At 69.4% G+C, this 19,101-nt stretch carries 21 protein-coding genes; 11 read left to right on the top strand and 10 right to left on the bottom strand.

The window, feature by feature from the left end:
• Positions 1-83 precede the first annotated feature (83 nt).
• Positions 84-1,385: a M4 family metallopeptidase gene (locus ABTW65_RS13885; protein WP_350660915.1), complete on the top strand. Its 1,302-nt coding sequence runs from the start codon at positions 84-86 to the stop codon at positions 1,383-1,385.
• Positions 1,386-1,395: 10 nt separating this feature from the next.
• Here the strand turns inward: ABTW65_RS13885 and ABTW65_RS13880 are convergent, their stop codons facing one another.
• Complete coding sequence (locus ABTW65_RS13880) at positions 1,396-2,085, bottom strand: aspartate/glutamate racemase family protein (RefSeq protein WP_350660912.1); 690 nt, start codon at positions 2,083-2,085, stop codon at positions 1,396-1,398.
• Between the two features lie 93 nt (positions 2,086-2,178).
• The gene (locus tag ABTW65_RS13875) at positions 2,179-2,922 is read right to left on the bottom strand and encodes an SDR family NAD(P)-dependent oxidoreductase (RefSeq protein WP_350660910.1); all 744 of its coding nucleotides are present in this window, start codon (positions 2,920-2,922) and stop codon (positions 2,179-2,181) included.
• A 146-nt stretch (positions 2,923-3,068) separates the two neighbouring features.
• Here ABTW65_RS13875 and mshA point away from each other — a divergent pair, with 146 nt between their 5' ends.
• Positions 3,069-4,325, top strand: coding sequence for a D-inositol-3-phosphate glycosyltransferase (mshA, locus tag ABTW65_RS13870; RefSeq protein ID WP_350660908.1), 1,257 nt, complete (start codon positions 3,069-3,071; stop codon positions 4,323-4,325).
• Complete coding sequence (locus ABTW65_RS13865) at positions 4,322-4,846, top strand: type III secretion system chaperone family protein (RefSeq protein WP_350660906.1); 525 nt, start codon at positions 4,322-4,324, stop codon at positions 4,844-4,846. The genes mshA and ABTW65_RS13865 overlap by 4 nt, the downstream gene beginning before the upstream one ends.
• Here ABTW65_RS13865 and ABTW65_RS13860 read toward each other — a convergent pair.
• A complete protein-coding gene (locus ABTW65_RS13860) occupies positions 4,843-5,745 on the bottom strand; it encodes a DMT family transporter (protein WP_350660904.1) in 903 nt (300 codons plus the stop codon). The genes ABTW65_RS13865 and ABTW65_RS13860 overlap by 4 nt on opposite strands.
• 199 nt (positions 5,746-5,944) lie before the next feature.
• Positions 5,945-6,928 (bottom strand): GlxA family transcriptional regulator, encoded by a 984-nt coding sequence (locus tag ABTW65_RS13855; RefSeq protein ID WP_350660902.1) that lies wholly within the window; start codon positions 6,926-6,928, stop codon positions 5,945-5,947.
• A gap of 71 nt (positions 6,929-6,999) precedes the next feature.
• On the opposite strand from ABTW65_RS13855, the gene ABTW65_RS13850 reads away from it, so the two are divergent.
• Positions 7,000-8,313 carry an MFS transporter gene (locus tag ABTW65_RS13850; RefSeq protein ID WP_350660900.1) on the top strand — a complete coding sequence of 438 codons (1,314 nt, stop codon included), beginning with the start codon at positions 7,000-7,002 and terminating at the stop codon, positions 8,311-8,313.
• Between the two features lie 95 nt (positions 8,314-8,408).
• On the opposite strand, the gene ABTW65_RS13845 is transcribed toward ABTW65_RS13850, so the two are convergent.
• Positions 8,409-9,086: a response regulator gene (locus tag ABTW65_RS13845; RefSeq protein WP_008360778.1), complete on the bottom strand. Its 678-nt coding sequence runs from the start codon at positions 9,084-9,086 to the stop codon at positions 8,409-8,411.
• Positions 9,083-10,240 (bottom strand): sensor histidine kinase, encoded by a 1,158-nt coding sequence (locus tag ABTW65_RS13840; protein WP_350660898.1) that lies wholly within the window; start codon positions 10,238-10,240, stop codon positions 9,083-9,085. Before ABTW65_RS13840 ends, ABTW65_RS13845 begins: the two co-directional genes overlap by 4 nt.
• 120 nt (positions 10,241-10,360) lie before the next feature.
• Between ABTW65_RS13840 and phoU the strand changes: the two genes are divergently transcribed.
• Positions 10,361-11,011 carry a phosphate signaling complex protein PhoU gene (gene phoU, locus ABTW65_RS13835; RefSeq protein WP_350660896.1) on the top strand — a complete coding sequence of 217 codons (651 nt, stop codon included), beginning with the start codon at positions 10,361-10,363 and terminating at the stop codon, positions 11,009-11,011.
• An 81-nt stretch (positions 11,012-11,092) separates the two neighbouring features.
• Here the strand turns inward: phoU and ABTW65_RS13830 are convergent, their stop codons facing one another.
• From ABTW65_RS13830 to ABTW65_RS13820, 3 genes are read right to left on the bottom strand one after another with little or no spacing between them, the layout of a single operon-like run.
• Positions 11,093-11,833 carry a phosphoglyceromutase gene (locus tag ABTW65_RS13830; protein WP_350660894.1) on the bottom strand — a complete coding sequence of 247 codons (741 nt, stop codon included), beginning with the start codon at positions 11,831-11,833 and terminating at the stop codon, positions 11,093-11,095.
• Positions 11,833-12,636, bottom strand: coding sequence for a hypothetical protein (locus tag ABTW65_RS13825; RefSeq protein ID WP_350660892.1), 804 nt, complete (start codon positions 12,634-12,636; stop codon positions 11,833-11,835). Before ABTW65_RS13825 ends, ABTW65_RS13830 begins: the two co-directional genes overlap by 1 nt.
• A 43-nt stretch (positions 12,637-12,679) precedes the next feature.
• A complete protein-coding gene (locus ABTW65_RS13820; protein ID WP_350660890.1) occupies positions 12,680-13,525 on the bottom strand; it encodes a UbiA family prenyltransferase in 846 nt (281 codons plus the stop codon).
• A 235-nt stretch (positions 13,526-13,760) separates the two neighbouring features.
• Here ABTW65_RS13820 and ABTW65_RS13815 point away from each other — a divergent pair, with 235 nt between their 5' ends.
• On the top strand, positions 13,761-14,246 hold the full coding sequence (locus ABTW65_RS13815) for a CarD family transcriptional regulator (RefSeq protein WP_008360791.1): 486 nt from the start codon (positions 13,761-13,763) through the stop codon (positions 14,244-14,246).
• A gap of 103 nt (positions 14,247-14,349) precedes the next feature.
• Complete coding sequence (locus ABTW65_RS13810) at positions 14,350-14,958, top strand: hypothetical protein (protein ID WP_350660888.1); 609 nt, start codon at positions 14,350-14,352, stop codon at positions 14,956-14,958.
• Here the strand turns inward: ABTW65_RS13810 and ABTW65_RS13805 are convergent.
• Entirely contained in the window at positions 14,951-15,649 is a 699-nt protein-coding gene (locus tag ABTW65_RS13805; protein ID WP_350660886.1) for an IspD/TarI family cytidylyltransferase, read from the bottom strand. The genes ABTW65_RS13810 and ABTW65_RS13805 overlap by 8 nt on opposite strands.
• 168 nt (positions 15,650-15,817) lie before the next feature.
• Between ABTW65_RS13805 and nirD the strand changes: the two genes are divergently transcribed.
• The 4 genes from nirD to rlmB are packed head-to-tail and all read left to right on the top strand — an operon-like array spanning position 15,818 to position 19,080.
• On the top strand, positions 15,818-16,180 hold the full coding sequence (gene nirD / locus ABTW65_RS13800; protein WP_350660884.1) for a nitrite reductase small subunit NirD: 363 nt from the start codon (positions 15,818-15,820) through the stop codon (positions 16,178-16,180).
• Positions 16,181-16,204: 24 nt separating this feature from the next.
• On the top strand, positions 16,205-16,687 hold the full coding sequence (gene ispF, locus ABTW65_RS13795; RefSeq protein WP_350660881.1) for a 2-C-methyl-D-erythritol 2,4-cyclodiphosphate synthase: 483 nt from the start codon (positions 16,205-16,207) through the stop codon (positions 16,685-16,687).
• Between the two features lie 30 nt (positions 16,688-16,717).
• Positions 16,718-18,127, top strand: coding sequence for a cysteine--tRNA ligase (gene cysS, locus ABTW65_RS13790; protein ID WP_350660879.1), 1,410 nt, complete (start codon positions 16,718-16,720; stop codon positions 18,125-18,127).
• Positions 18,127-19,080 carry a 23S rRNA (guanosine(2251)-2'-O)-methyltransferase RlmB gene (gene rlmB / locus ABTW65_RS13785; RefSeq protein ID WP_350660877.1) on the top strand — a complete coding sequence of 318 codons (954 nt, stop codon included), beginning with the start codon at positions 18,127-18,129 and terminating at the stop codon, positions 19,078-19,080. The genes cysS and rlmB overlap by 1 nt, the downstream gene beginning before the upstream one ends.
• Positions 19,081-19,101 lie beyond the last annotated feature (21 nt).

Below are 19,101 nucleotides of genomic sequence, written 5' to 3'. Positions count from 1 at the left end.
TTTCTGGGGCGGGACGGGACGTCTGATCTTATCCGCCGCGACCTCCTTGACCCGCATCCGGAGATGACGGTTGGCTGTGGCCCATGACTTCTCGGAAACACGTCTGCCAGATCGTGCCCCCGTATCTCATGCAGCGGCTCAACGCAGGCCGCCTCGACCAGGACAACGCATTTCGCGCCGCTCGGGCGGAGCACCTGACCAGGGTTCTCGCCCAGCGCCCGGCCCCTGAAGCCGGCGAGACCACCGCCGAGGCTGGGGACTGGACGGTCTACACCGCGAACAACGGCACCGACCTGCCAGGGGAGAAGGTCCGCGCCGCGGGTGACCCGGAGTCGGGCGACGAGAGCGTCGACGAGGCCGCGACCGGCATCACCGGCTCGCTGGCGCTCTTCGAGGAGGTCTACGGCCGTGACTCCTACGACGGCCGGGGCATCGAGGTCGTGATGACCGTCCACTACGACCGGGACTACGCCAACGCCTTCTGGGACGGCACCCAGCTGGTCTTCGGTGACGGCGACGGCGAGATCTTCCAGCGATTCACCAAGGCCGTCGACGTGATCGGTCACGAGCTCTCCCACGCGGTCACCGAGCACTCCGCCGGGCTCGTCTACCAGGGCCAGCCCGGCGCGCTCAACGAGTCGATGTCGGACGTGTTCGGCTCGTGCCTCAAGCAGCGTCTCCTCGGCCAGAGCGCCGACGAGGCCGACTGGATCATCGGCGAGGGCCTCTTCACCGAGTCGGTCCAGGGCGTCGGGCTGCGGAACATGCTCGAGCCCGGGACCGCCTACGACGACCCGAATCTGGGCAAGGACCCGCAGCCGGCCCACATGGACGACATCTACGACGGCACCGACGACAACGGCGGCGTCCACATCAACTCCGGCATCCCCAACCGTGCCTTCGCCCTCGCCGCCAAGGCGATCGGCGGCAGCTCGTGGGACGGTGCCGGCAAGATCTGGTACGCGGCGCTGACCAGCGGCGCCGTCACCACCGACACCGACTTCGCCGGGTTCGCCGCGGCCACCATCGCCGAGGCCGGTGACCACGCCGAGGCGGTCACCACAGCCTGGTCCGAGGTCGGGGTCGCCCCGGCGTCCGGGACGCCCGCGCCCGATGGCGAGGAGCCTGCCAAGACCGTGGTGAAGGTACGCCGCAGCGGCGGCTTCCTGGGACGTACCAAGGAGGGGGTCGCGGAGCTCGCTCCGACGGCCGCCCACGTGGCCGCCCTGCGCGACCTGGTCGGAGGCGGCGTCACCCCGTCGAAGCCGAAGGGTGCCGACCGCTACATCTACGAGTTCGAGGTCGACGGCCGGAGCGTCGTCGTGCACGAGGGCGACATGAGCCCCGAGCTGCGCGCCGTCGCCAACGAGCTGCTCGAGAGCTAGCCGACCGGCCTCAGGGGAGGGCGCGGTCGAGCGCGGCCTCGACGTGCACGGTGATGGCGTCGAGGATGGGTACGTCGACGTCGCTGGGCCGCACCAGGAGGCTGAGCTCGGAGGCGCCGAGGATCACACCGTCGGAGCCCGCGTCCCACAGCTCGTGGACGACCTCGAGGACGCGCTTGCGCGAGCCCGAGACGACGTTCCGGTGGACGAGCTCCTCGTAGATGATCGAGTCGAGCATCTCCACGTGGAGGGTGTCGGGCAGGTTCACGTCGACGCCGTGGTCGGAGATGCGCTGGGCGAAGAAGTCGTTCTCCACGGTGTAGCGGGAGGCGAGGAACCCGGCCTTGGTGATGCCGAGCTCCTTGGCCTTCGCGGCCAGCTCGTCGGCCAGGTGCAGCACGGGTACGTCGACCGCGGCCGCGACCTCGTCGTAGACCTTGTGGAAGGTGGTGGTGCACAGCAGGATGAAGTCGGCGCCGCCGGCCACCACGCTGCGCGCCGCGGCGATCAGGATCTCGGCGACCTGATCCCAGGCCTCCTTCTCCTGCAGTTCCGTCAGCTCGGCCAGGTCGACGGAGGCCAGCACGATCTTGGCGGAGTGGAGACCGCCCAGCCGCTCCTGGACACCCTTGTTGAGTCCCTCGTAGTACGCGGCGGTGCTTTCCCAGCTCATGCCGCCGATGAGTCCGATCGTCTGCACGTCATCGAGTGTGACACCGTCGGCTGTCGCGTACTGAATCCTCGGCGTCGCTCTGACCTGGACTAGACCAGGTCAGAGGCCGGATCGTGGCGGTCAGCCCTCGCGGTGCACCTTGTGAGGCGCGGCCTGGGCGCGCGGCTTGATGACCAGCTCGTCGATGTTGACGTGAGCCGGACGGGTCGCCATCCACACGATCGCGTCGGCGACGTCCTCGGCCACCAGCGGCGCCGCGACGCCCTGGTAGACGGCGTCGGCCGCAGCCTGGTCGCCGCCGAGACGTACGAGCGAGAACTCCTCGGTCTGGACCATCCCCGGGGCGATCTCCATGATCCGCACCGGCTTGTCGACGATCTCCAGGCGCAGCGCCTCGGTGACCGCGCGGGTGCCGAACTTGGCCGCGTTGTAGCCCGCGCCGCCCTCGTAGGCGCGCCGGCCGGCGATCGAGCCGACGTTGACGACCGCGCCTGCCCCCGAGGCGATCAGCGCGGGGAGCAGCGCCTTGGTCACGCGGGTCAGGCCGATCACGTTGACCTCGAACATCGCCTGCCATTTGGTCAGGTCGGCCTCGGCCACCTTGTCCACGCCGAAGGCACCGCCGGCGTTGTTGACCAGCAGGTCGAGACGGTCACCGACCGCCTCGACGAGCGCGGCGACGGAGTCGTCGGAGGTGACGTCGGTCGCGATCGCGGTGCCACCGATCTCCTCGGCCAGGGCCTCGATCCGATCGGCCCGGCGAGCGGCGAGGAAGACGTGATAGCCCTCCTTGGCGAGCTGGCGGGCGGTGGCGGCACCGATCCCGCTCGAGGCGCCGGTGACGACAGCATTCTTGGACGACATGGAGCCATTCTCTCGTCGCTCGCTCGACTTTGCCCACCGGGTCCCACGATCGAAGACGGTTCAAACGGGTTCATGCGGCCGGGAATGATGAGCGGGATCCGAGTGTTGAGAGACGGGACCACAGGCGTATACACAAAGGGGCAGGAATGATCCACCGCGTAGCGATGGTCAGTCTGCACACCTCTCCGCTCGACCAGCCCGGCACCGGCGACGCCGGCGGCATGAACGTCTACGTGCTCGAGCTCTCCCGGCGGCTGGCCACCCAGGGCATCGCGGTCGACATCTTCACGCGCGCGACCTCGTCGCGCCTGCCGCAGGTCGTGGAGGCGTACGACGGTGTCGCTGTCCACCACGTCCACGCCGGCCCGTTCGAGGGGCTGGCCAAGGGCGACCTTCCCGGCCAGCTGTGCACGTTCGCGCGTGAGGTGCTCCGCGCGGAGGCGTCCAACCCGCCGGGCTACTTCGACGCCGTGCACTCCCACTACTGGCTCTCGGGCCAGGTCGGGGCGCTCTCCCGCGATCGCTGGGGCGTGCCGCTGGTCCACTCGATGCACACGATGGCCAAGGTCAAGAACGAGGCGCTCGCCGAGGGCGACTGTCCCGAGCCCGAGGCTCGGGTGATCGGCGAGGAGCAGGTCGTCGACGCCGCCGACATGCTGATCGCCAACACCGACCTCGAGGCCAAGCAGCTGATCAACATGTACGACGCGGAGCCAGGTCGCGTCGCCGTCGTGCATCCCGGGGTCGACCTGCGGGTCTTCCGTCCGCGCGGGCGGGCCGCGGCGCGTGCCGCTCTCGGGCTTCCGGCCCGCGCTCACGTGCTCCTCTTCGCCGGTCGCATCCAGCCGCTCAAGGCTCCCGACGTACTCCTGCGGGCGGCCGCGGTCATGCTCGCGCGTGACCCGTCGCTGCGCCGCAACCTCGTCGTCCCGATCGTCGGCGGTCCCTCCGGCTCCGGTCTGGAGCACCCGACCGTGCTGGTCGATCTCGCCGCTGAGCTGGGGATATCCGACGTGGTCCGGTTCATCCCGCCGGTGCGCCAGGACCAGCTCGCGCTCTGGTACTCCGCCGCCTCCGTCGTCGCCGTTCCCTCCTACAACGAGTCGTTCGGCCTGGTCGCCGTCGAGGCCCAGGCCTGCGGCACGCCCGTCGTCGCGGCCGCGGTCGGCGGCCTGACCACCGCCGTGCACCACGGCCGCAGCGGGCTGCTGGTCGACGGGCACGGCCCGGCGCAGTGGGCCGACGCGCTCACCAACGCCATCGCCTCCCACTCGCGCTGGTCGGCACTGGCCGACGGCGCCCGCGAACACGCCCAGGACTTCTCCTGGGATCTCACCGCACGCAATACGCTCGAGGTCTATGAAGAGGCCAAGATGCTGATGCGTGAGGAGCTGACGGCATGACTGATCCGCGGACCGAGCAGGAAGAGGTCGTACGCGGCTGGCTCAAGTCCAACGACCTGACCTGGGACGAGACGTCCCAGCCTGGTGGCGAGGTGGTCTTCTCGTTCTCGCTCCCGGGCGAGCGCAAGCTGCAGACGCCGATCCGGCTCGACCTGGGGCAGCACGCCCTCGGCGTCCATGCCTTCGTCTGCCGCCGTCCCGACGAGAACTTCGAGACCGTCTACCGCTGGCTGCTCGAGCGCAACCTGCGGCTCTACGGGGTCTCCTTCGGGCTCGACCGGCTCGGCGACATCTACCTCGACGGCCGGCTGCCGCTGGCGATGGTCACCCCCGACGAGCTCGATCGGCTGCTCGGCTCGGTCCTGACGTACGCGGACGAGTCCTTCAACACGATCCTCGAGCTCGGCTTCGCCTCCTCGATCCGCAAGGAGTGGGAGTGGCGCAAGCTGCGCGGTGAGTCGACCGCCAACCTCGAGGCGTTCCGAGGCTGGCTCGAGCGGGACGAAGACCCGAAGGACTAACGCGGCTGGCGGCGGGTGATCAGCACACCCGCGATGCACATCGCGCCACCGATGAAGGCGAGCGCGGGCGGCACCTCGTCGAGCACCAGCCACGCCATCAGCGCGGTGATGAACGGCACCAGGAACGTCGACTGCGCGAACTTGCCGGCATCGGAGTGGGACAGGGCATAAGCCCAGGTCACGAAGGCCAGCGCGCTCGGGAAGAGGCCGAGGTAGACGATCCAGCCGATGTTGCCCACGCTGATGTCGGGGAGCGTCGTGGCCAGCTCGAACGACCAGGGCAGGCAGATGACGAGGCCGGCGATGGCGTACCAGAACGTCAGCAGCAGAGCGCTCATCGTCGGCAGCAGCTTCTTCTGGGTCAGGACGCCGACCGCGAAGGTGAGCGCGGCGACGACCGAGAGGGCGACGCCGATCCAGTCGCCGGTGTCACCGTTGGCCGAGGCGCGGCCGATGACGACGACCCCTGCGAAGCCGACACCGGTGCCGATCAGGATCCACCGGTGGATCGTCTCCTTGAGCACCAGGCCCGCCAGCAGCGCCACCACGATCGGACCGACCTGCACGATCAACGCCGCCGTAGCTGCGTCGATCCGGCGCTCGGACTCGTTGAGCGCGAGGTTGTAGACACCCAGCCACGACGCACCGCCCAGTGCGATCAGCGGCCATTCCTTCCGGGTCGGCAGCCGGAACCCGCCCTTCAGCGCGAGGTAGGCGCCGAGCGCCGCCACCATCACCACGAGCCGGCCCAGCGACAGGCTGCCCGGCGGGACGGTGTCGCCCAGGTGACGGATCCCGACGAACGCCGATGCCCACAGGACCAGCGTGATCCCGCAAGCGACGAGTGGCTTCCAGATCGGCGTGGTTTCTGAGGGGGCGGGGCTAATCGTCGTCGTCACGATAAAAGAGTAAAGATGCGCGTCCCGGAGCGCGAGCGGATATCAGCCATCGATGTTCGACATCCCGCCAACGAGCCCCAGCCGAGGCGTCACCCCCGTCGGCCGAGGCGTCACTGGCGTCGGCCGAGAGGTCACAGCGCTGCCCATTCGGCCGACCGGAGTGACGCCTCGGCCGGTCGGGGTGACGCTTCGGCTGGGGTCAGCCGCGGAAAGTGCGGCGGTACGCGGTGGGGGTGATGCCGAGGGCGGCGTGGAAGTGGAGGCGGAGGGACTGGGCGGTGTTGAGGCCGCAGCGGGCGGCGACCTGCTCCATCGAGAGGTCGGTCGTCTCCAGGAGAGTGCGGGCGAGCTCGATGCGCTGGCGCTGCAACCAGCGGCCGGGGGAGTCGCCGGTCTCGTCGCGGAATCGCCTGGTGAAGGTACGTACGGACATCGAGACCTGGGCCGCCATCGCCTCCAGGGTGAGGGGCTGGTCGAGATGGGCGAGGGCCCAGGCGGTCGCGGCGGAGATGCCGGTGTCGCCGGGGGCAGGTGCGTGGTGCCGGATGAACTGCGCCTGCCCGCCGTCGCGGTGGGGAGGTACGACCGTCACGCGGGCGACGCGGTTGGCGACCGCGGCGCCGTGGTCGCTGCGTACGACATGCAGGCAGAGGTCCAGGCCGGAGGCAACGCCGGCGGAGGTGAGGATGTCGCCGTCGTCGACGAAGAGTACGTCAGGGTCCAGCTTGACCTGCGGAAACAAGGCACGGAAGTCGTCGGTGTGTGACCAGTGGGTGGTCGCCGGACGACCGTCGAGGAGACCCGCGGCGGCGAGCGCGAACGCTCCGGTGCAGATCGACATGATCCGGGTGCCGGGGCGGATCATGTCGAGCGCCTCCTTCAGCGGCGCCGACAGCACCCCGTCCGAGACGGTCGGGTAGTCGAGGCCGAACTTCGGGATCACCACGGTGTCCGCGTCGGCGAGCGCCTCGGGTCCGTGCGGCGCGAGGAGGACGACGTCCGAGTCGGACTGCACCGGTCCGGGGCCGCCGGTGGTGCAGGTGACGACCTCGTAGAGCAGGCGGTCCTCGCTGTCGCGGGCCCTGCCGAAGATCCGGTGCGGGATGCCGATCTCGAACGGGATGAACCCGTCCTGGATCAGCACCGCGACCCGATGCGGAGAAGCCACCCATACGTCACTCATGGCTGGATCTTACCGATAGATGTCAATCAGGCCACTGTCCGGAGCGGCGCGAACCCGAAAGGATCATTCCCATGACCCAGACGACGACCCCGCCGCCTGCCGGCAGCGCAGCTGCGCGCCGCCCCCGCATCCACCCGGCCTGGTGGGTGGCCGCCATCGCCTTCGTGACCATCGTCGGCGCCGCCGCCTTCACCGCGGCGCCGGGCCTCCTGGTCGGTCCGCTGCACGAGGAGTTCGGCTGGTCGCGCGGCACGATCGGCGTCGGGATCACGCTGCAGCTCGCGCTCTACGGCCTGACCGCGCCGTTCGCGGCCGCCCTGATGGACCGCTTCGGGATCCGTCCGGTGGTCGCCGTCGCGCTCACCATGATCACCCTCGGCTCGCTCGGCACCGTCTGGATGAGCCAGTCGTGGCAGTTCGTCCTCGGCTGGGGCGTCCTCGTCGGCGGTGGCAGCGGCTGCATGGCGCTCGCCTTCGGGGCGACGATCACCACGCGCTGGTTCGACAAGCGGCAGGGCCTGGTCAGCGGTCTGCTGACCGCCGGCGGCGCCTCGGGGCAGCTGATCTTCCTGCCGGTGCTGGCGGTGCTGATCGGGGAGCTCGGCTGGCGGGCCGCCTCGGTCACTATCGCCCTGGTCGCCGCCGCGGTGATCCCGTTCGTGTTGCTGCTGCTCCGCGACTACCCGGCGGATATCGGCCTGGCGCCCTACGGCGCCTCGAAGATCGTGCCGCGCCCTGCGCCCGCGACCGGCGCCGCGCTGCGGACCGTGCGCGTGCTCGGGATGGCGATGCGCACGAAAGCTTTCTGGCTCCTCGCCGGTGCCTTCGCGATCTGCGGGATCACCACGAACGGCCTGATCAGGACCCACTTCGTGCCCGCTGCGCACGACCACGGGATGGCCACGGTCGCGGCCGCCTCGCTGCTCGCCGTGATCGGGATCTTCGACGTCGCCGGGACGATCTTCTCCGGCTGGCTCACCGACCGCTTCAACCCGGTCGTGCTGCTCGGCGTCTACTACTCGCTGCGCGGGATCTCGCTGATCTTCCTGCCGATGCTGCTCTCGTCCGAGGTGCACCTGCCGATGGTGTTCTTCATCGTCTTCTACGGCCTCGACTGGGTCGCCACCGTGCCGCCCACGCTCGCGCTGTGCCGCGAGATCTGGCCCGAGGATGCCCCGATCGTCTTCGGCTGGGTCCTCGCCTCCCACCAGGTCGGGGCCGGCCTGGTCGCCTGGGTCGGCGGCGTCGTACGCGACGTCACCGGCTCCTACGACCTGGTCTGGTACGCAGCCGGCGCCCTGTGCGCCGCAGCCGCGCTGATGTCACTGGTGATGCCGCGCGGCACGTTGGATGCTCACCGAGGTGACTCGGTCGAGGCTCACTGACTTCGCGGAGTTCCACGAAGGAAGCGACCGCTCACCGAGTCACCCTTCGACAGGCTCAGGACATCGCCTCGGTGAGCGGTCGCGCATGCCGCACCTCAGAGGTCGAGCTTGTAACCCAGACCGCGCACGGTGACCAGGAACTTCGGCTCCGACGGGTCCGGCTCGAGCTTGGCGCGCAGGCGCTTGACGTGGACGTCGAGGGTCTTGGTGTCGCCGACGTAGTCGGAGCCCCAGACGCGGTCGATGAGCTGGCCGCGGGTGAGCACCCGGCCGGGGTTGCGCAGGAACATCTCCAGGAGCTCGAACTCCTTGAGCGGGAGGCGCTGCTCGTTGCCGTCCACGGTCACGACGTGGCGCTCCACGTCCATCCGGACGGGTCCGGCCTCGAGCGTCGCCGGGGCGGCGTCGGGCTCGGTGCCTCGCCGGAGGACGGCGCGGATCCGGGCGACGAGCTCGCGCGGGGAGTAGGGCTTGGTGACGTAGTCGTCGGCGCCGAGCTCGAGGCCGACGACCTTGTCGACCTCGTCGTCCTTGGCGGTCACCATGATGACCGGGACCGACGAGGTGGCCCGGATCTGCCGGCACACCTCGGTGCCGGAGAGGCCGGGGAGCATCAGATCGAGCAGCACGATGTCTGCGCCGTTGCGGTCGAACTCCTTCAGAGCGTCGGTGCCGTCCTCGGCGACGGCGACCTCGAAGCCCTCCTTGCGGAGCATGTAGGACAGTGCCTCGCTGTAGCTGGCTTCATCTTCGACGACGAGTACCCGGGTCACGGGCGTTCCTCCTTGCTTGTGCCGGACTGCCCGGCAGTTGGTAGGTGCTGGGGCAGAGTGAGGGTGAAGGTGGAACCCTGACCCTCCTGCGACCAGACCTTGACCTCGCCACCATGCGTAGCGGCGACGTGCTTGACGATCGACAGGCCGAGCCCGGTGCCGCCGGTGGAGCGGTGGCGGGCCGGGTCGACGCGATAGAAGCGCTCGAAGATCCGGTCGATCTCCGTGGACGGGATCCCGATGCCCTGGTCGACCACGGAGATCTCGACGGAGCCGTCAGTCGCGCGGGTCGAGACGGTCACGGTCGAGCCGGGGTCGGAGTAGGCGACCGCGTTGGAGACCAGGTTGGTGACCGCGGTCGAGACCTGCTCGTCGTTGCCGAAGACGTGCAGCCCGGCGGTGCCGGCGCTGACCACGTTGATGCCCTTGGCGTCGGCATCGACCGTCGAGGCGTCGACGGCGGCCGCGATGACCTTGTCGACGTCGACCGCGATCGGTGCTTCCAGGGGCTCGTCGCCCTGGAGCCGGGAGAGCTCGATGATCTGCTGGACGAGCGCGGTCAGGCGCTCGGACTCGGTGATCATCCGGTTGGAGAAGCGGCGTACGGCCTCGGGGTCGTCGGAGGCCTCGGTGACCGCGTCGGCGAGCACTCTTATCGCGCCGACCGGCGTCTTGAGCTCGTGGCTGACGTTGGCGACGAAGTCGCGGCGTACGGCCTCCACGCGGCGCTCGCGGGTGCGGTCCTCGACCAGGGCGAGGGCCAGGCGGGTGCCGAGCGGAGCAACGCGGGCGGTGACGTGCCGGGTCGCGCCGTTGGCGCGCGAGATCACCAGCTCGGTCTCCCGGATCTGGCCGTCACGGCGCACACCGTGGACGAGCTCGGAGAGCTCCGGCGAGACCAACGAGGTGCCGCGCACCAGGCCCAGGGCGTACGCCGGGGCGCTGGCCTTGAGCACCGTGTCGTGCTCGTCGACGACGACCGCGCTGCTGCGCAGGACCGAGAGGACCGCGGCCACCTCGGAGGGAACCTTCGGGGGCTCGACCTCGGGGATCCGATTGCGGGAACGCTCGCTCATCGCCCACGCAAGCACCGCCGCTCCGGCGACGACAGCGCCGAGGAGCGCAGCAAGAAAGGCCTGCGTCGTCGAGTCCACACGATCAGGGTAAGCCCATCAAACACCCTTTCTTCACCACTGGACGTCTCCGCGCCGAACGTTCACCATCGGTTCACTCGGGATGGAGATCAGTACATGTCGTGTGTCTAGGATCGGGCCATGCGCGCTGCTTTCCATGAGGACCTCGATGCCATCTTCACCGATCTCACCAGTGTTTGTGAGCTGGTGTCGGTGGCCGTACGCGACGCCACCACCGCTCTGCTCGAGGCCCGCAACGACCTCGCCGAGCAGGTGATCGACAAGGACGTCGAGATCGACGACGCCCGCGAGCGCATCGAGGAGAACGCCCTCGAGCTGCTCGGCCTCCAGTCGCCGGTCGCCGGCGACCTCCGCGTCGTGGTCGCCGCTCTGCGGATGATCTCGGACCTCGAGCGGATGGGCGATCTGTCGGTCCACGTCGCCAAGATCGCCAGGCTGCGTACGCCGAACAAGGCCGTCCCCGAGCTGGCCCAGCCGACCATCGCCAAGATGGCCGAGATCGCCCAGCAGATGGTCGAGCGGACCTGCGAGATCCTCCGCACCCGCGACGTCTCCGCCGCTCAGGACCTGGTCGCCGACGACGACGAGATGGACCAGCTGCGACGCAAGTCGTTCGCCGAGCTGCTGGGCCAGGACTGGACCCACGGTGTCGAGCCCGCCGTAGACGTGGCGCTCCTGGGTCGCTACTACGAGCGCATCGCCGACCACGCCGTCACGGTCGCCAACCGGGTCGTCTTCGTCGTGACCGGCGAGACTCCCGCGGACTCCTGACCCGCCGAGTCGGCCCATCCTGACCGAAAATCCCGCTGAGCCGGCTCGTCAAGACGAGCCGACTCAGCGGGATTGTTGTTGCTACTGCTTGCCTTGGTTGGCGACAGCCTCAGCGGCGGCGGCCGCGGCCTCGGGGTCGAGGTAGGTGCCGCCGGCGACGACCGGCTTCAGCGACTCGTCGAGCTCGTAGACCAGCGGCTGGCCCGTGGGGATGTTGAGCTTCGCGATCTCGGCCTCGGAGACGTTGTCGAGGTGCTTGACCAGCGCGCGCAGGCTGTTGCCGTGGGCGGTGACCAGGACCGTCTTGCCGGTCTTCAGGTCGGGCACGATCGCCGAGTCCCAGTAGGGGAGCATCCGGGCGACGACGTCCTTGAGGCACTCGGTCGCGGGCACATCGATGTCGGCGTAGCGCGGGTCACCGGCCTGGGAGAACTCCGAGTCGGCCTCGATCGGCGGCGGCGGTACGTCGTAGGAACGACGCCACAGCTGGAACTGCTCCTCGCCGAACTTCTTCAGCGTCTCGGACTTGTTCTTGCCCTGCAGCGCGCCGTAGTGGCGCTCGTTGAGGCGCCAGTCGCGCCGCACCGGGATCCAGTGGCGCTCGGCGACGTCGAGGGCGATGTTGGCGGTGTTGATCGCGCGGCGCAACAGGCTCGTGTGGACCAGGTCGGGAAGGATCCCGGCCTTGCTGAGCAGCTTCCCGCCGTTGACCGCCTCGGCCCGGCCCTTGTCGGTGAGGTCGACGTCGACCCAGCCGGTGGAGAGGTTGAGCGCGTTCCACTCGCTCTCGCCGTGACGCAGAAGGACGAGCTTGTAGGTCATCAGTGAGCTTCCTCGGCACCCGGCAGGGCGGCCGGGGGGAACTCGCAGGAGTAGGGGTCCTCGGAGATGGTGCCCGCGGACTCGTCGTGCGCCTCACCCTCGCCCTCGGTGGCGTGCTCGGTCTCGGTGCCCGCCTCGGTCTCGGTCGCGTGCTCGCCTTCGGCGGGCTCGTCGGCCGGCAGGGTCGAAGCCTCGTCGTGGCCCTCGGTGCCCTCGGCGGCAGCGCTCTCGGACGCCTCGGCCTCGGCGTTCTTGCCCTTCTTCGCGGGCTTCGTGGTCTCGTCGACAGCGGCGACGACCTCGGCGTACGGACCACACTGGGTGACGACTGGGACGGAGATGGTCCGCTCCTCGCCCTCGGAGAAGGTGAAGGTCATCGGGATGCTGTCGCCCGGCTTGAAGTCGCCGGTGACCGCGATGCCACCGTTGGCCGGGTCGGCCAGGTTGATGATGCCGGACTTCGGCAGCTCGATCGGGGTGAACGACTCGGGCGTGACCGTCTCCTCGGCGTCGGTCGCCGTGGCGATCGAGGTGACCGACGGCAGCGCCTTGCCGGCGACCGCCGGGTTGATCGCCGGGTCGAGCGAGAAGGTGCCGACCAGGACGCCGGAGCCTTCCTGCGCGGTCACGATGCGAGCGGCGTTGATCCGGATGGCACCGTCGAGCGTCGACCCGCCGTGGGTGATCTCGTTGGGCCGGTCGGTCGCGTAGTCGAAGCTGCTGCAGGCGGTGAGCGCCGGGAGGGCGAGAGCCACGAGTGCGCCCGTCACTGCGAGCCGCTTCTGCATAACCTTGGTCGTCACGCGCGACACTCTATCCGCCCGATCTGGCGATATCCGAAAAGGGTCAGGCACGTAGCCCGACGACGCTCGCGGCGTACAGCATCCCGCCGATCACAGCGGCGATGTAGACCAGCGTGACGAGGAGGAGCTTGCCGGCGCCGAGCTTCAGTCCGGCCTTGAGCGGCAGGTACGTCCACTTGTCCTCGTTGTCGGCGACCAGGCCCCACAGCGCGGTCAGGAAGTGCACGCCGACCCCGAGCGCCGCGGCGAGCACGACCATCACCCAGTGGGGCGGTCCGCCCGAGGACTCACCGGCCCAGCCGGCGTACGAGAGGTATCCGGGGTAGCAGGCGAAGGCAGCCGCCCACAGGACCCAGGAGAAGAGGCCCTTGCGCAGCAGTACGTTGGCGAGCATCCCGATCACCAGCGAGCCCAGGTAGAACAGCCCCGCGACGGTGCCCGAGGTGACCGAGAGCGGAATGACGAGCAGTACGCCGCAGCACAGCGCGAACCAGACGCCGCCCGGCTCGAGACGGCCGTCCGAGATCGGCTTGCCCTGGCGCTCGTGACGACGGTCGACGACCTGGTCGACGAGATCGTTGTGCCAGCCGAGGACGGCCTGGCCGACGAGCACGGTGACCGCGATCAGCGCGACCTCGCGTGTCGTCAGCCCGGCGAGGACGGCAGCCACCGAGAGGCCGATGGCGGTCAGCACCGCCTGACGGGGGTGGGCGGAGCGGATGAGGAGGAACGGGGCCCAGTTGCCCACCTTGTCCATGACGCTAGCTCTGCCCGCCGGGGCATCAGGAACGGCCGACGCGCTGGCCTGCGTCTCTTCCGGGTCCTGATCCTGGGCGTGCGACGACACGGTGAAGATGGTCTTGGGGGCGCTCTGCGATGCATTCGCCATGGCGGCAGTATCGGGCACACGGCCGAGACGCGCAGGACAACAGGCTGGCTACGACGAGATTTCGGCGTCGTTTCGAAATCAGCCATGCTGCCACGTTCGATGGGCCTGCGCGCGCGGAACCACACAACTTATCAATCTGTCAACCCCAGATTGAGCCCCTGACCTGCGCAAACGTGGAATCCGAATTCTAAGATCCGTGGTAGACTTATAGCCCTAGGAAGGGGTACCTAAAAATATGACTTTCACCGTCGGCGAGACCGTCGTATACCCGAACCATGGCGCGGCCGTCATCGAAGACATCGAGATGCGCACCATCAAGGGCGAGGAGCGGCAGTATCTGGTCCTCCGCATCATCGCTCAGCAGGACCTCGTGGTGCGTGTTCCGGCCAACAATCTCGAGCTCGTCGGAGTTCGGGACGTCGTAGACAAGGACGGGCTTGATCGAGTCTTCGAGGTGCTTCGTGCGGAGCACGTCGAAGAGCCGACCAACTGGTCGCGTCGTTACAAGGCAAACCTGGAGAAGCTGCACAGCGGCGACGTCATGAAGGTCGCCGAGGTCGTGCGCGACCTGTGGCGTCGTGAGCGTGACCGTGGCCTCTCTGCCGGGGAGAAGCGCATGCTCGCCAAGGCACGCCAGATCCTCGTCTCGGAGCTCGCGCTGTGCGAGCACACCAACGAAGACAAGGCTGAAGTCCTCCTCGACGAGGTGCTGGCCAGCTGACGCTGGTTTCGGTCTGCGTTACAGGCTCCGGGGAAACCCGGGGCCTGTTTCGCGCTTTTAGGGGGCTCAGCAGGGGGCTCGGCGCGGCCGATACGGTGGCCCCATGGAGGACCCCTACGCCGACTACGACGAGATCGACGAGACCGCCGAGGTTCCACCGGCCCTCGGGTTCGTCGCCGACGACGATCGAGGCTCGCTTCCGTTCACGTTGATCCACGGTGAGGCGCTGGTCGCCGCGGCGACCTGGTCCCTCGGGGAGTCCGGGGTGACGCCCGTCGACTTCACCACCTCGTGGGAGGGGATGGTCGCGGCCGAGGAGCCGCTGGTCCTGCACGACTCGCTGTGCCCGATGACCCCGCCGGCCTTCATCGCTCACTGTGTCTCGACCGCGCTCGCGCGCGAGGCGGTCGTGGTCGGCGTACGCCCGGTCACGGACACGGTCAAGAACCTCGCGATCGAGGACGGAGTGCCGGTGCTCGGTGCGACCATCGACCGCACCTCGCTGATCTCGGTCGCCTCGCCGATCGTGCTGCCCCCGGCCGTCGTCGCCGCCCTGGACGACTGGCCCTCCGGCGACTTCGCCGAGATCGCGGGCGCGCTGGCCCGCCGGTTCCCGGTCGTCTCGGTCGAGGCGCCGCCGGTCGGTCGCCGCGTCGCCTCCGAGGATGACGTACGCCTGCTCGAAGCGCTGTCGGCCAGCGCAGTCAGCTGAGCAGTGTCGTGACCGCGCCCAGGTCGTCGGCGAAGGTCACCTTGAGGTTCAGCGGCGTGCTGGGCACCGCGACGATGCGTACGCCGGAGGCGTAGCGCTCCAGGGTCGCGCCGGTGTCGGTGCCGTCGAAGCCGTCGGCCGCGGCCTGGGCATAGGCGGCCAGCAGGTCGGCCGCCCGGAACGCCTGCGGTGTCTGTACGCCGACGAGAGCACCCGCCACTGGCTGCAGGTCACGCGTCGAGAGGTGGCTGAGCGGGGCCGCCGGGATGGCGCCACCGTGCTTGCGGGCGACGCCGATGACCACGGAGAAGAGCTCGGGCGAGACCAGCGGCCGGGCGGTGTCGTGGATCGCGACCACGTCGATGCCGTCCTCGTCGGCCTCGATGTCGGGCCGGAGCACTGCGAGCGCCGCCTGCTCGGAGGCGTGGCGGGTGTCGCCGCCGGCGACCATCACGACCTCACGATCGCCGAGCAGGGGCTGGGCGACGGCCGCGACCGCCTCCTCGTCGCCCCTGCGTACGACCAGGACGAGACGGCGCACGTCGGGCACCGCCAGGGCGGTCCGTAGCGATAGGCCGAGGGCTGAAGAGGCCGGATCGTCGGACCCGTCGAGCGGGAGCAGCACCTTGTTGGTGGCGGCTCCGACGCGGGTGCCGGATCCGGCGGCCAGGAGGACGAGAGCGGCGGGCACCCCTGGAGGTTATCCGTTCGGCGACGAAGACGGCCGGTGGGCTGGGCGCTGGTGTTTACGTACGCGTAACAGAGCGAAACAGGAGGTGTCCCTCACGCGTCCTACGGTTCAAATCCACCGAAGGGAGGACCCGAGAATGTCGACGAAGCGGCTCGGGCCGGCGACGTCATGAGCGCTCATGCCCAGCGGGACGACCAGGGTGACTGGCAGTCCGTCTGCCCGGTCGAGGCGCTCGAGGTGAAGCGCGGCGCCACGGCACTGGTCCACGGGCAGGCCATCGCGATCTTCCGGATGCCCGACGACGTCGTCTACGCCCTGGGAAACCACGATCCGTTCGCCAAGGCGTCGGTGATCGCCAAGGGCATCGTCGGGGTGCGCGACGGAGTGCCGTTCGTGGCCTCGCCCGCTCATCGACACGGGTTCGACCTGCGTACGGGACAGTGTCTGGACGACCCGCACGTGACCATCCCCGCCTACGAGGTCCGGGTCGTCGACGGGCTCATCCACGTCGGCCACCGGAAGGTTGCTTGAGCCTTATCTGGGAGACTGCGGAACGTGCAGCTTCCTCTGGTCGGCATCGGGACCGACGTACACAGCCTTGCCGACGGTGTCCCGATGCATGTGGCGGGCCTCGCCTTCCCCGACGAGAAGCAGGGTCTCGCCGGGCACTCCGACGGGGACGTGGCGGCCCACGCCTGCTGCGACGCGCTCTTCTCCGCCGCGGGGCTCGGCGACCTCGGGTCCAACTTCGGCACCTCCGAGCCCGAGTGGGCCGGGGCGGCAGGAGTCGTCCTGCTCGCGGAGGCCGCGCGCCGGGTCCGTGAGGCCGGTTTCGAGATCGGGAACGTCGCCGTGCAGGTGATCGGCAACCGGCCCAAGATCGGTCCGCGACGAGACGACGCCAACCGGGCACTGACTGCGGCGGCCGGGGCAAGCGTCACGGTGACCGCCACGACCTCCGACGGTCTCGGCCTCACCGGCCGCGGTGAGGGTGTCGCCGCGATCGCCACCGCGCTCATCGTGCGTCGCGATAGGTAGGGAACACGCGTACGTCCCTAGACTTGGGGTATGGCACTCAGGCTCTACGACTCGGCGACCCGTGAAGTACGTGACTTCACCCCCTTGCAGCCCGGCAAGGCGTCGCTCTATGTCTGTGGTCTGACCGTGCAGAGCGAGCCGCATGTCGGGCATGTGCGGAGCGGGGTGAACTTCGACGTGCTGCAGCGGTGGCTGCGGGCGTCGGGGTACGAGACCACGTTCATCCGCAACGTGACCGACATCGACGACAAGATCCTGGCGAAGTCGGCCGAGCAGGGACGCCCCTGGTACAACCTCGGCTACACCATGCACCGCGAGCTCGACGCCGCCTACGCCTCGCTCAACGTCGCCCGGCCGACCTACGAGCCTCTGGCCACCGGTCACATCCCTGAGATCGTCGCCTTGATCGAGGAGCTGATCGCGAAGGGGCACGCCTACGCTGCCGAGGACGGCTCGGCCGACGTCTACTTCGACGTGCGCTCCTGGCCCACCTACGGCGAGCTGTCTGGGCAGAAGGTCGACGACATGGAGGCCGCTGCCGACGCAGACCCGCGGGGCAAGCGTGACCCACGTGACTTCGCGCTGTGGAAGGGACGGAAGGTCTCCGAGCCGGAGACCGCCTCCTGGCCTTCGCCCTGGGGTCTGGGACGGCCCGGGTGGCACATCGAGTGCTCGGCGATGGCCGGGAAGTACCTCGGTCCCGCCTTCGACTTCCACGGCGGTGGCATCGACCTGCGCTTCCCGCACCACGAGAACGAGCAGGCGCAGTCGCGTGCTGCCGGCCGGCCCTTCGCGAGCTACTGGCTCCACAACGCCTGGATCACGACGGCCGGCGAGAAGATGTCGAAGTCTCTGGGCAACTCGCTGGTCATCCCAGAGGTCCTGAAGAAGGTACGCGGCATCGAGCTGCGCTACTACCTGGTCGCGGCCCACTACCGGTCCCACGTCGAGTTCTCCTTCGAGGCGCTCGAGGAGGCCGCCGCCGGGTTCCAGCGGATCGAAGGATTCCTGGACCGCGCGGCGTCGGTGGTCGGCGAGATCCCCGGCGACGGCGTGCCCTGCGCCGACTTCGTCAACGCGATGGACGACGACCTCGGCACCCCGGCGGCCGTGGCCGCCCTGCACGAGGTCGTACGCGAGGGCAACAAGCTGCTCGCCGACGGCGACACCCCCGCGCTGCGCGGGGTCGCCGCGAGCGTCCGCGCGATGCTGGACATCCTCGGTCTGGACCCCGCCGACCCGGCGTGGGGTCCGGCGAGCGGTGATGACGAGAAGCTGACCGGCGCGATCGACGTACTTGTTCGCGGGGTCCTGGACGAGCGCGCCGAGGCGCGCGCCGCCAAGGACTGGGCCCGCGCGGATGCCATGCGAGACCGGCTCAAGGACGCCGGGATCGAGATCGAGGACACCCCTGAGGGTCCGAAATGGAGCGTTAACTGATGGCAGGCAACTCCCAGCGTCGCGGAGCGATCGCGAAGGGACGCAAGAAGGGTGCCCAGGTCGGCACCGGCGGCAACCGCCGCAAGGGCCTCGAGGGCAAGGGCCCGACGCCGAAGGCGAAGGACCGGCCCTACCACAAGGCCCACAAGGCGGCCCAGGCTTCGGAGCAGCGCAACAAGGGTCCGCGCAAGCGGGCCGCAGGCGACGCCGAGTGGATCATCGGACGCAACTCCGTGGTCGAGGCACTGCGCGAGGACGTACCGGTCAACGGGCTCTACGTCGCCGAGGGCGCCGAGCGGGACGGGCGGCTCCGCGAGGCGTTCATGCTCGCCTCCGAGAAGGGCATCTCGCTGCTCGAGGTGACCAAGGTCGAGCTCGACCGGCTGACCGGCTTCAACGGCCACCAGGGGCTCGCGGCGCGGATCCCCGCCTACGAGTACGCCCACGCCGACGACCTGCTCGACCGCGCGGCCGAGGCCAAGGAGCAGGCGCTCATCGTCGCGCTCGACCAGGTCACCGACCCGCGCAACCTGGGCGCCATCGTGCGCTCGGCCGCGGCCTTCGGCGCCCATGGCGTGGTGATCCCGGAGCGGCGTGCGGCCGGGATGACCGCCGCCGCCTGGAAGACGAGCGCCGGCGCCGCATCGCGGATCCCGGTCGCGCAGACCGTCAACCTGACCCGGCAGCTGAAGGCCTACCAGGACGCCGGCTGCATGGTCGTCGGGCTCGACATGGAGGGTGACATCACCCTGCCCGAGCTGGGTGCCCCCGACGGCCTCGCCGACGGTCCGCTGGTGATCGTCGTCGGTGCCGAGGGCGGCGGGCTCTCCCGCCTGGTCCAGGAGACCTGCGACCAGATAGTGTCGATCCCGATGGTCAACTCCGTAGAGTCCCTCAATGCCGGCGTCGCCGCGTCGGTCGTGCTCTACGCGGTCGCGGAGGCGCGCAGCTGATCTCTCGCCGCACTCTGTTTC

This window comes from Nocardioides sp. NPDC127503, from assembly GCF_040302165.1.
GTDB lineage: Bacteria > Actinomycetota > Actinomycetes > Propionibacteriales > Nocardioidaceae > Nocardioides.
This window is presented reverse-complemented; position numbering and strand designations above follow the sequence as displayed.

What these genes read in the sequence shown, in the direction of transcription:
- mshA (WP_350660908.1), top strand. Translation starts at nt 3,069, where the DNA reads ATGATCCACCGCGTAGCGATGGTCAGTCTGCACACCTCTCCGCTCGAC.
- ABTW65_RS13875 (WP_350660910.1), bottom strand. Translation starts at nt 2,922, where the DNA reads ATGTCGTCCAAGAATGCTGTCGTCACCGGCGCCTCGAGCGGGATCGGT.
- ABTW65_RS13820 (WP_350660890.1), bottom strand. Translation starts at nt 13,525, where the DNA reads ATGGCGAATGCATCGCAGAGCGCCCCCAAGACCATCTTCACCGTGTCG.
- ABTW65_RS13830 (WP_350660894.1), bottom strand. Translation starts at nt 11,833, where the DNA reads ATGACCTACAAGCTCGTCCTTCTGCGTCACGGCGAGAGCGAGTGGAAC.
- ABTW65_RS13850 (WP_350660900.1), top strand. Translation starts at nt 7,000, where the DNA reads ATGACCCAGACGACGACCCCGCCGCCTGCCGGCAGCGCAGCTGCGCGC.
- nirD (WP_350660884.1), top strand. Translation starts at nt 15,818, where the DNA reads ATGAGCGCTCATGCCCAGCGGGACGACCAGGGTGACTGGCAGTCCGTC.
- ABTW65_RS13855 (WP_350660902.1), bottom strand. Translation starts at nt 6,928, where the DNA reads ATGAGTGACGTATGGGTGGCTTCTCCGCATCGGGTCGCGGTGCTGATC.
- ABTW65_RS13885 (WP_350660915.1), top strand. Translation starts at nt 84, where the DNA reads ATGACTTCTCGGAAACACGTCTGCCAGATCGTGCCCCCGTATCTCATG.
- ABTW65_RS13865 (WP_350660906.1), top strand. Translation starts at nt 4,322, where the DNA reads ATGACTGATCCGCGGACCGAGCAGGAAGAGGTCGTACGCGGCTGGCTC.
- phoU (WP_350660896.1), top strand. Translation starts at nt 10,361, where the DNA reads ATGCGCGCTGCTTTCCATGAGGACCTCGATGCCATCTTCACCGATCTC.
- ABTW65_RS13815 (WP_008360791.1), top strand. Translation starts at nt 13,761, where the DNA reads ATGACTTTCACCGTCGGCGAGACCGTCGTATACCCGAACCATGGCGCG.
- rlmB (WP_350660877.1), top strand. Translation starts at nt 18,127, where the DNA reads ATGGCAGGCAACTCCCAGCGTCGCGGAGCGATCGCGAAGGGACGCAAG.
- ABTW65_RS13810 (WP_350660888.1), top strand. Translation starts at nt 14,350, where the DNA reads ATGGAGGACCCCTACGCCGACTACGACGAGATCGACGAGACCGCCGAG.
- cysS (WP_350660879.1), top strand. Translation starts at nt 16,718, where the DNA reads ATGGCACTCAGGCTCTACGACTCGGCGACCCGTGAAGTACGTGACTTC.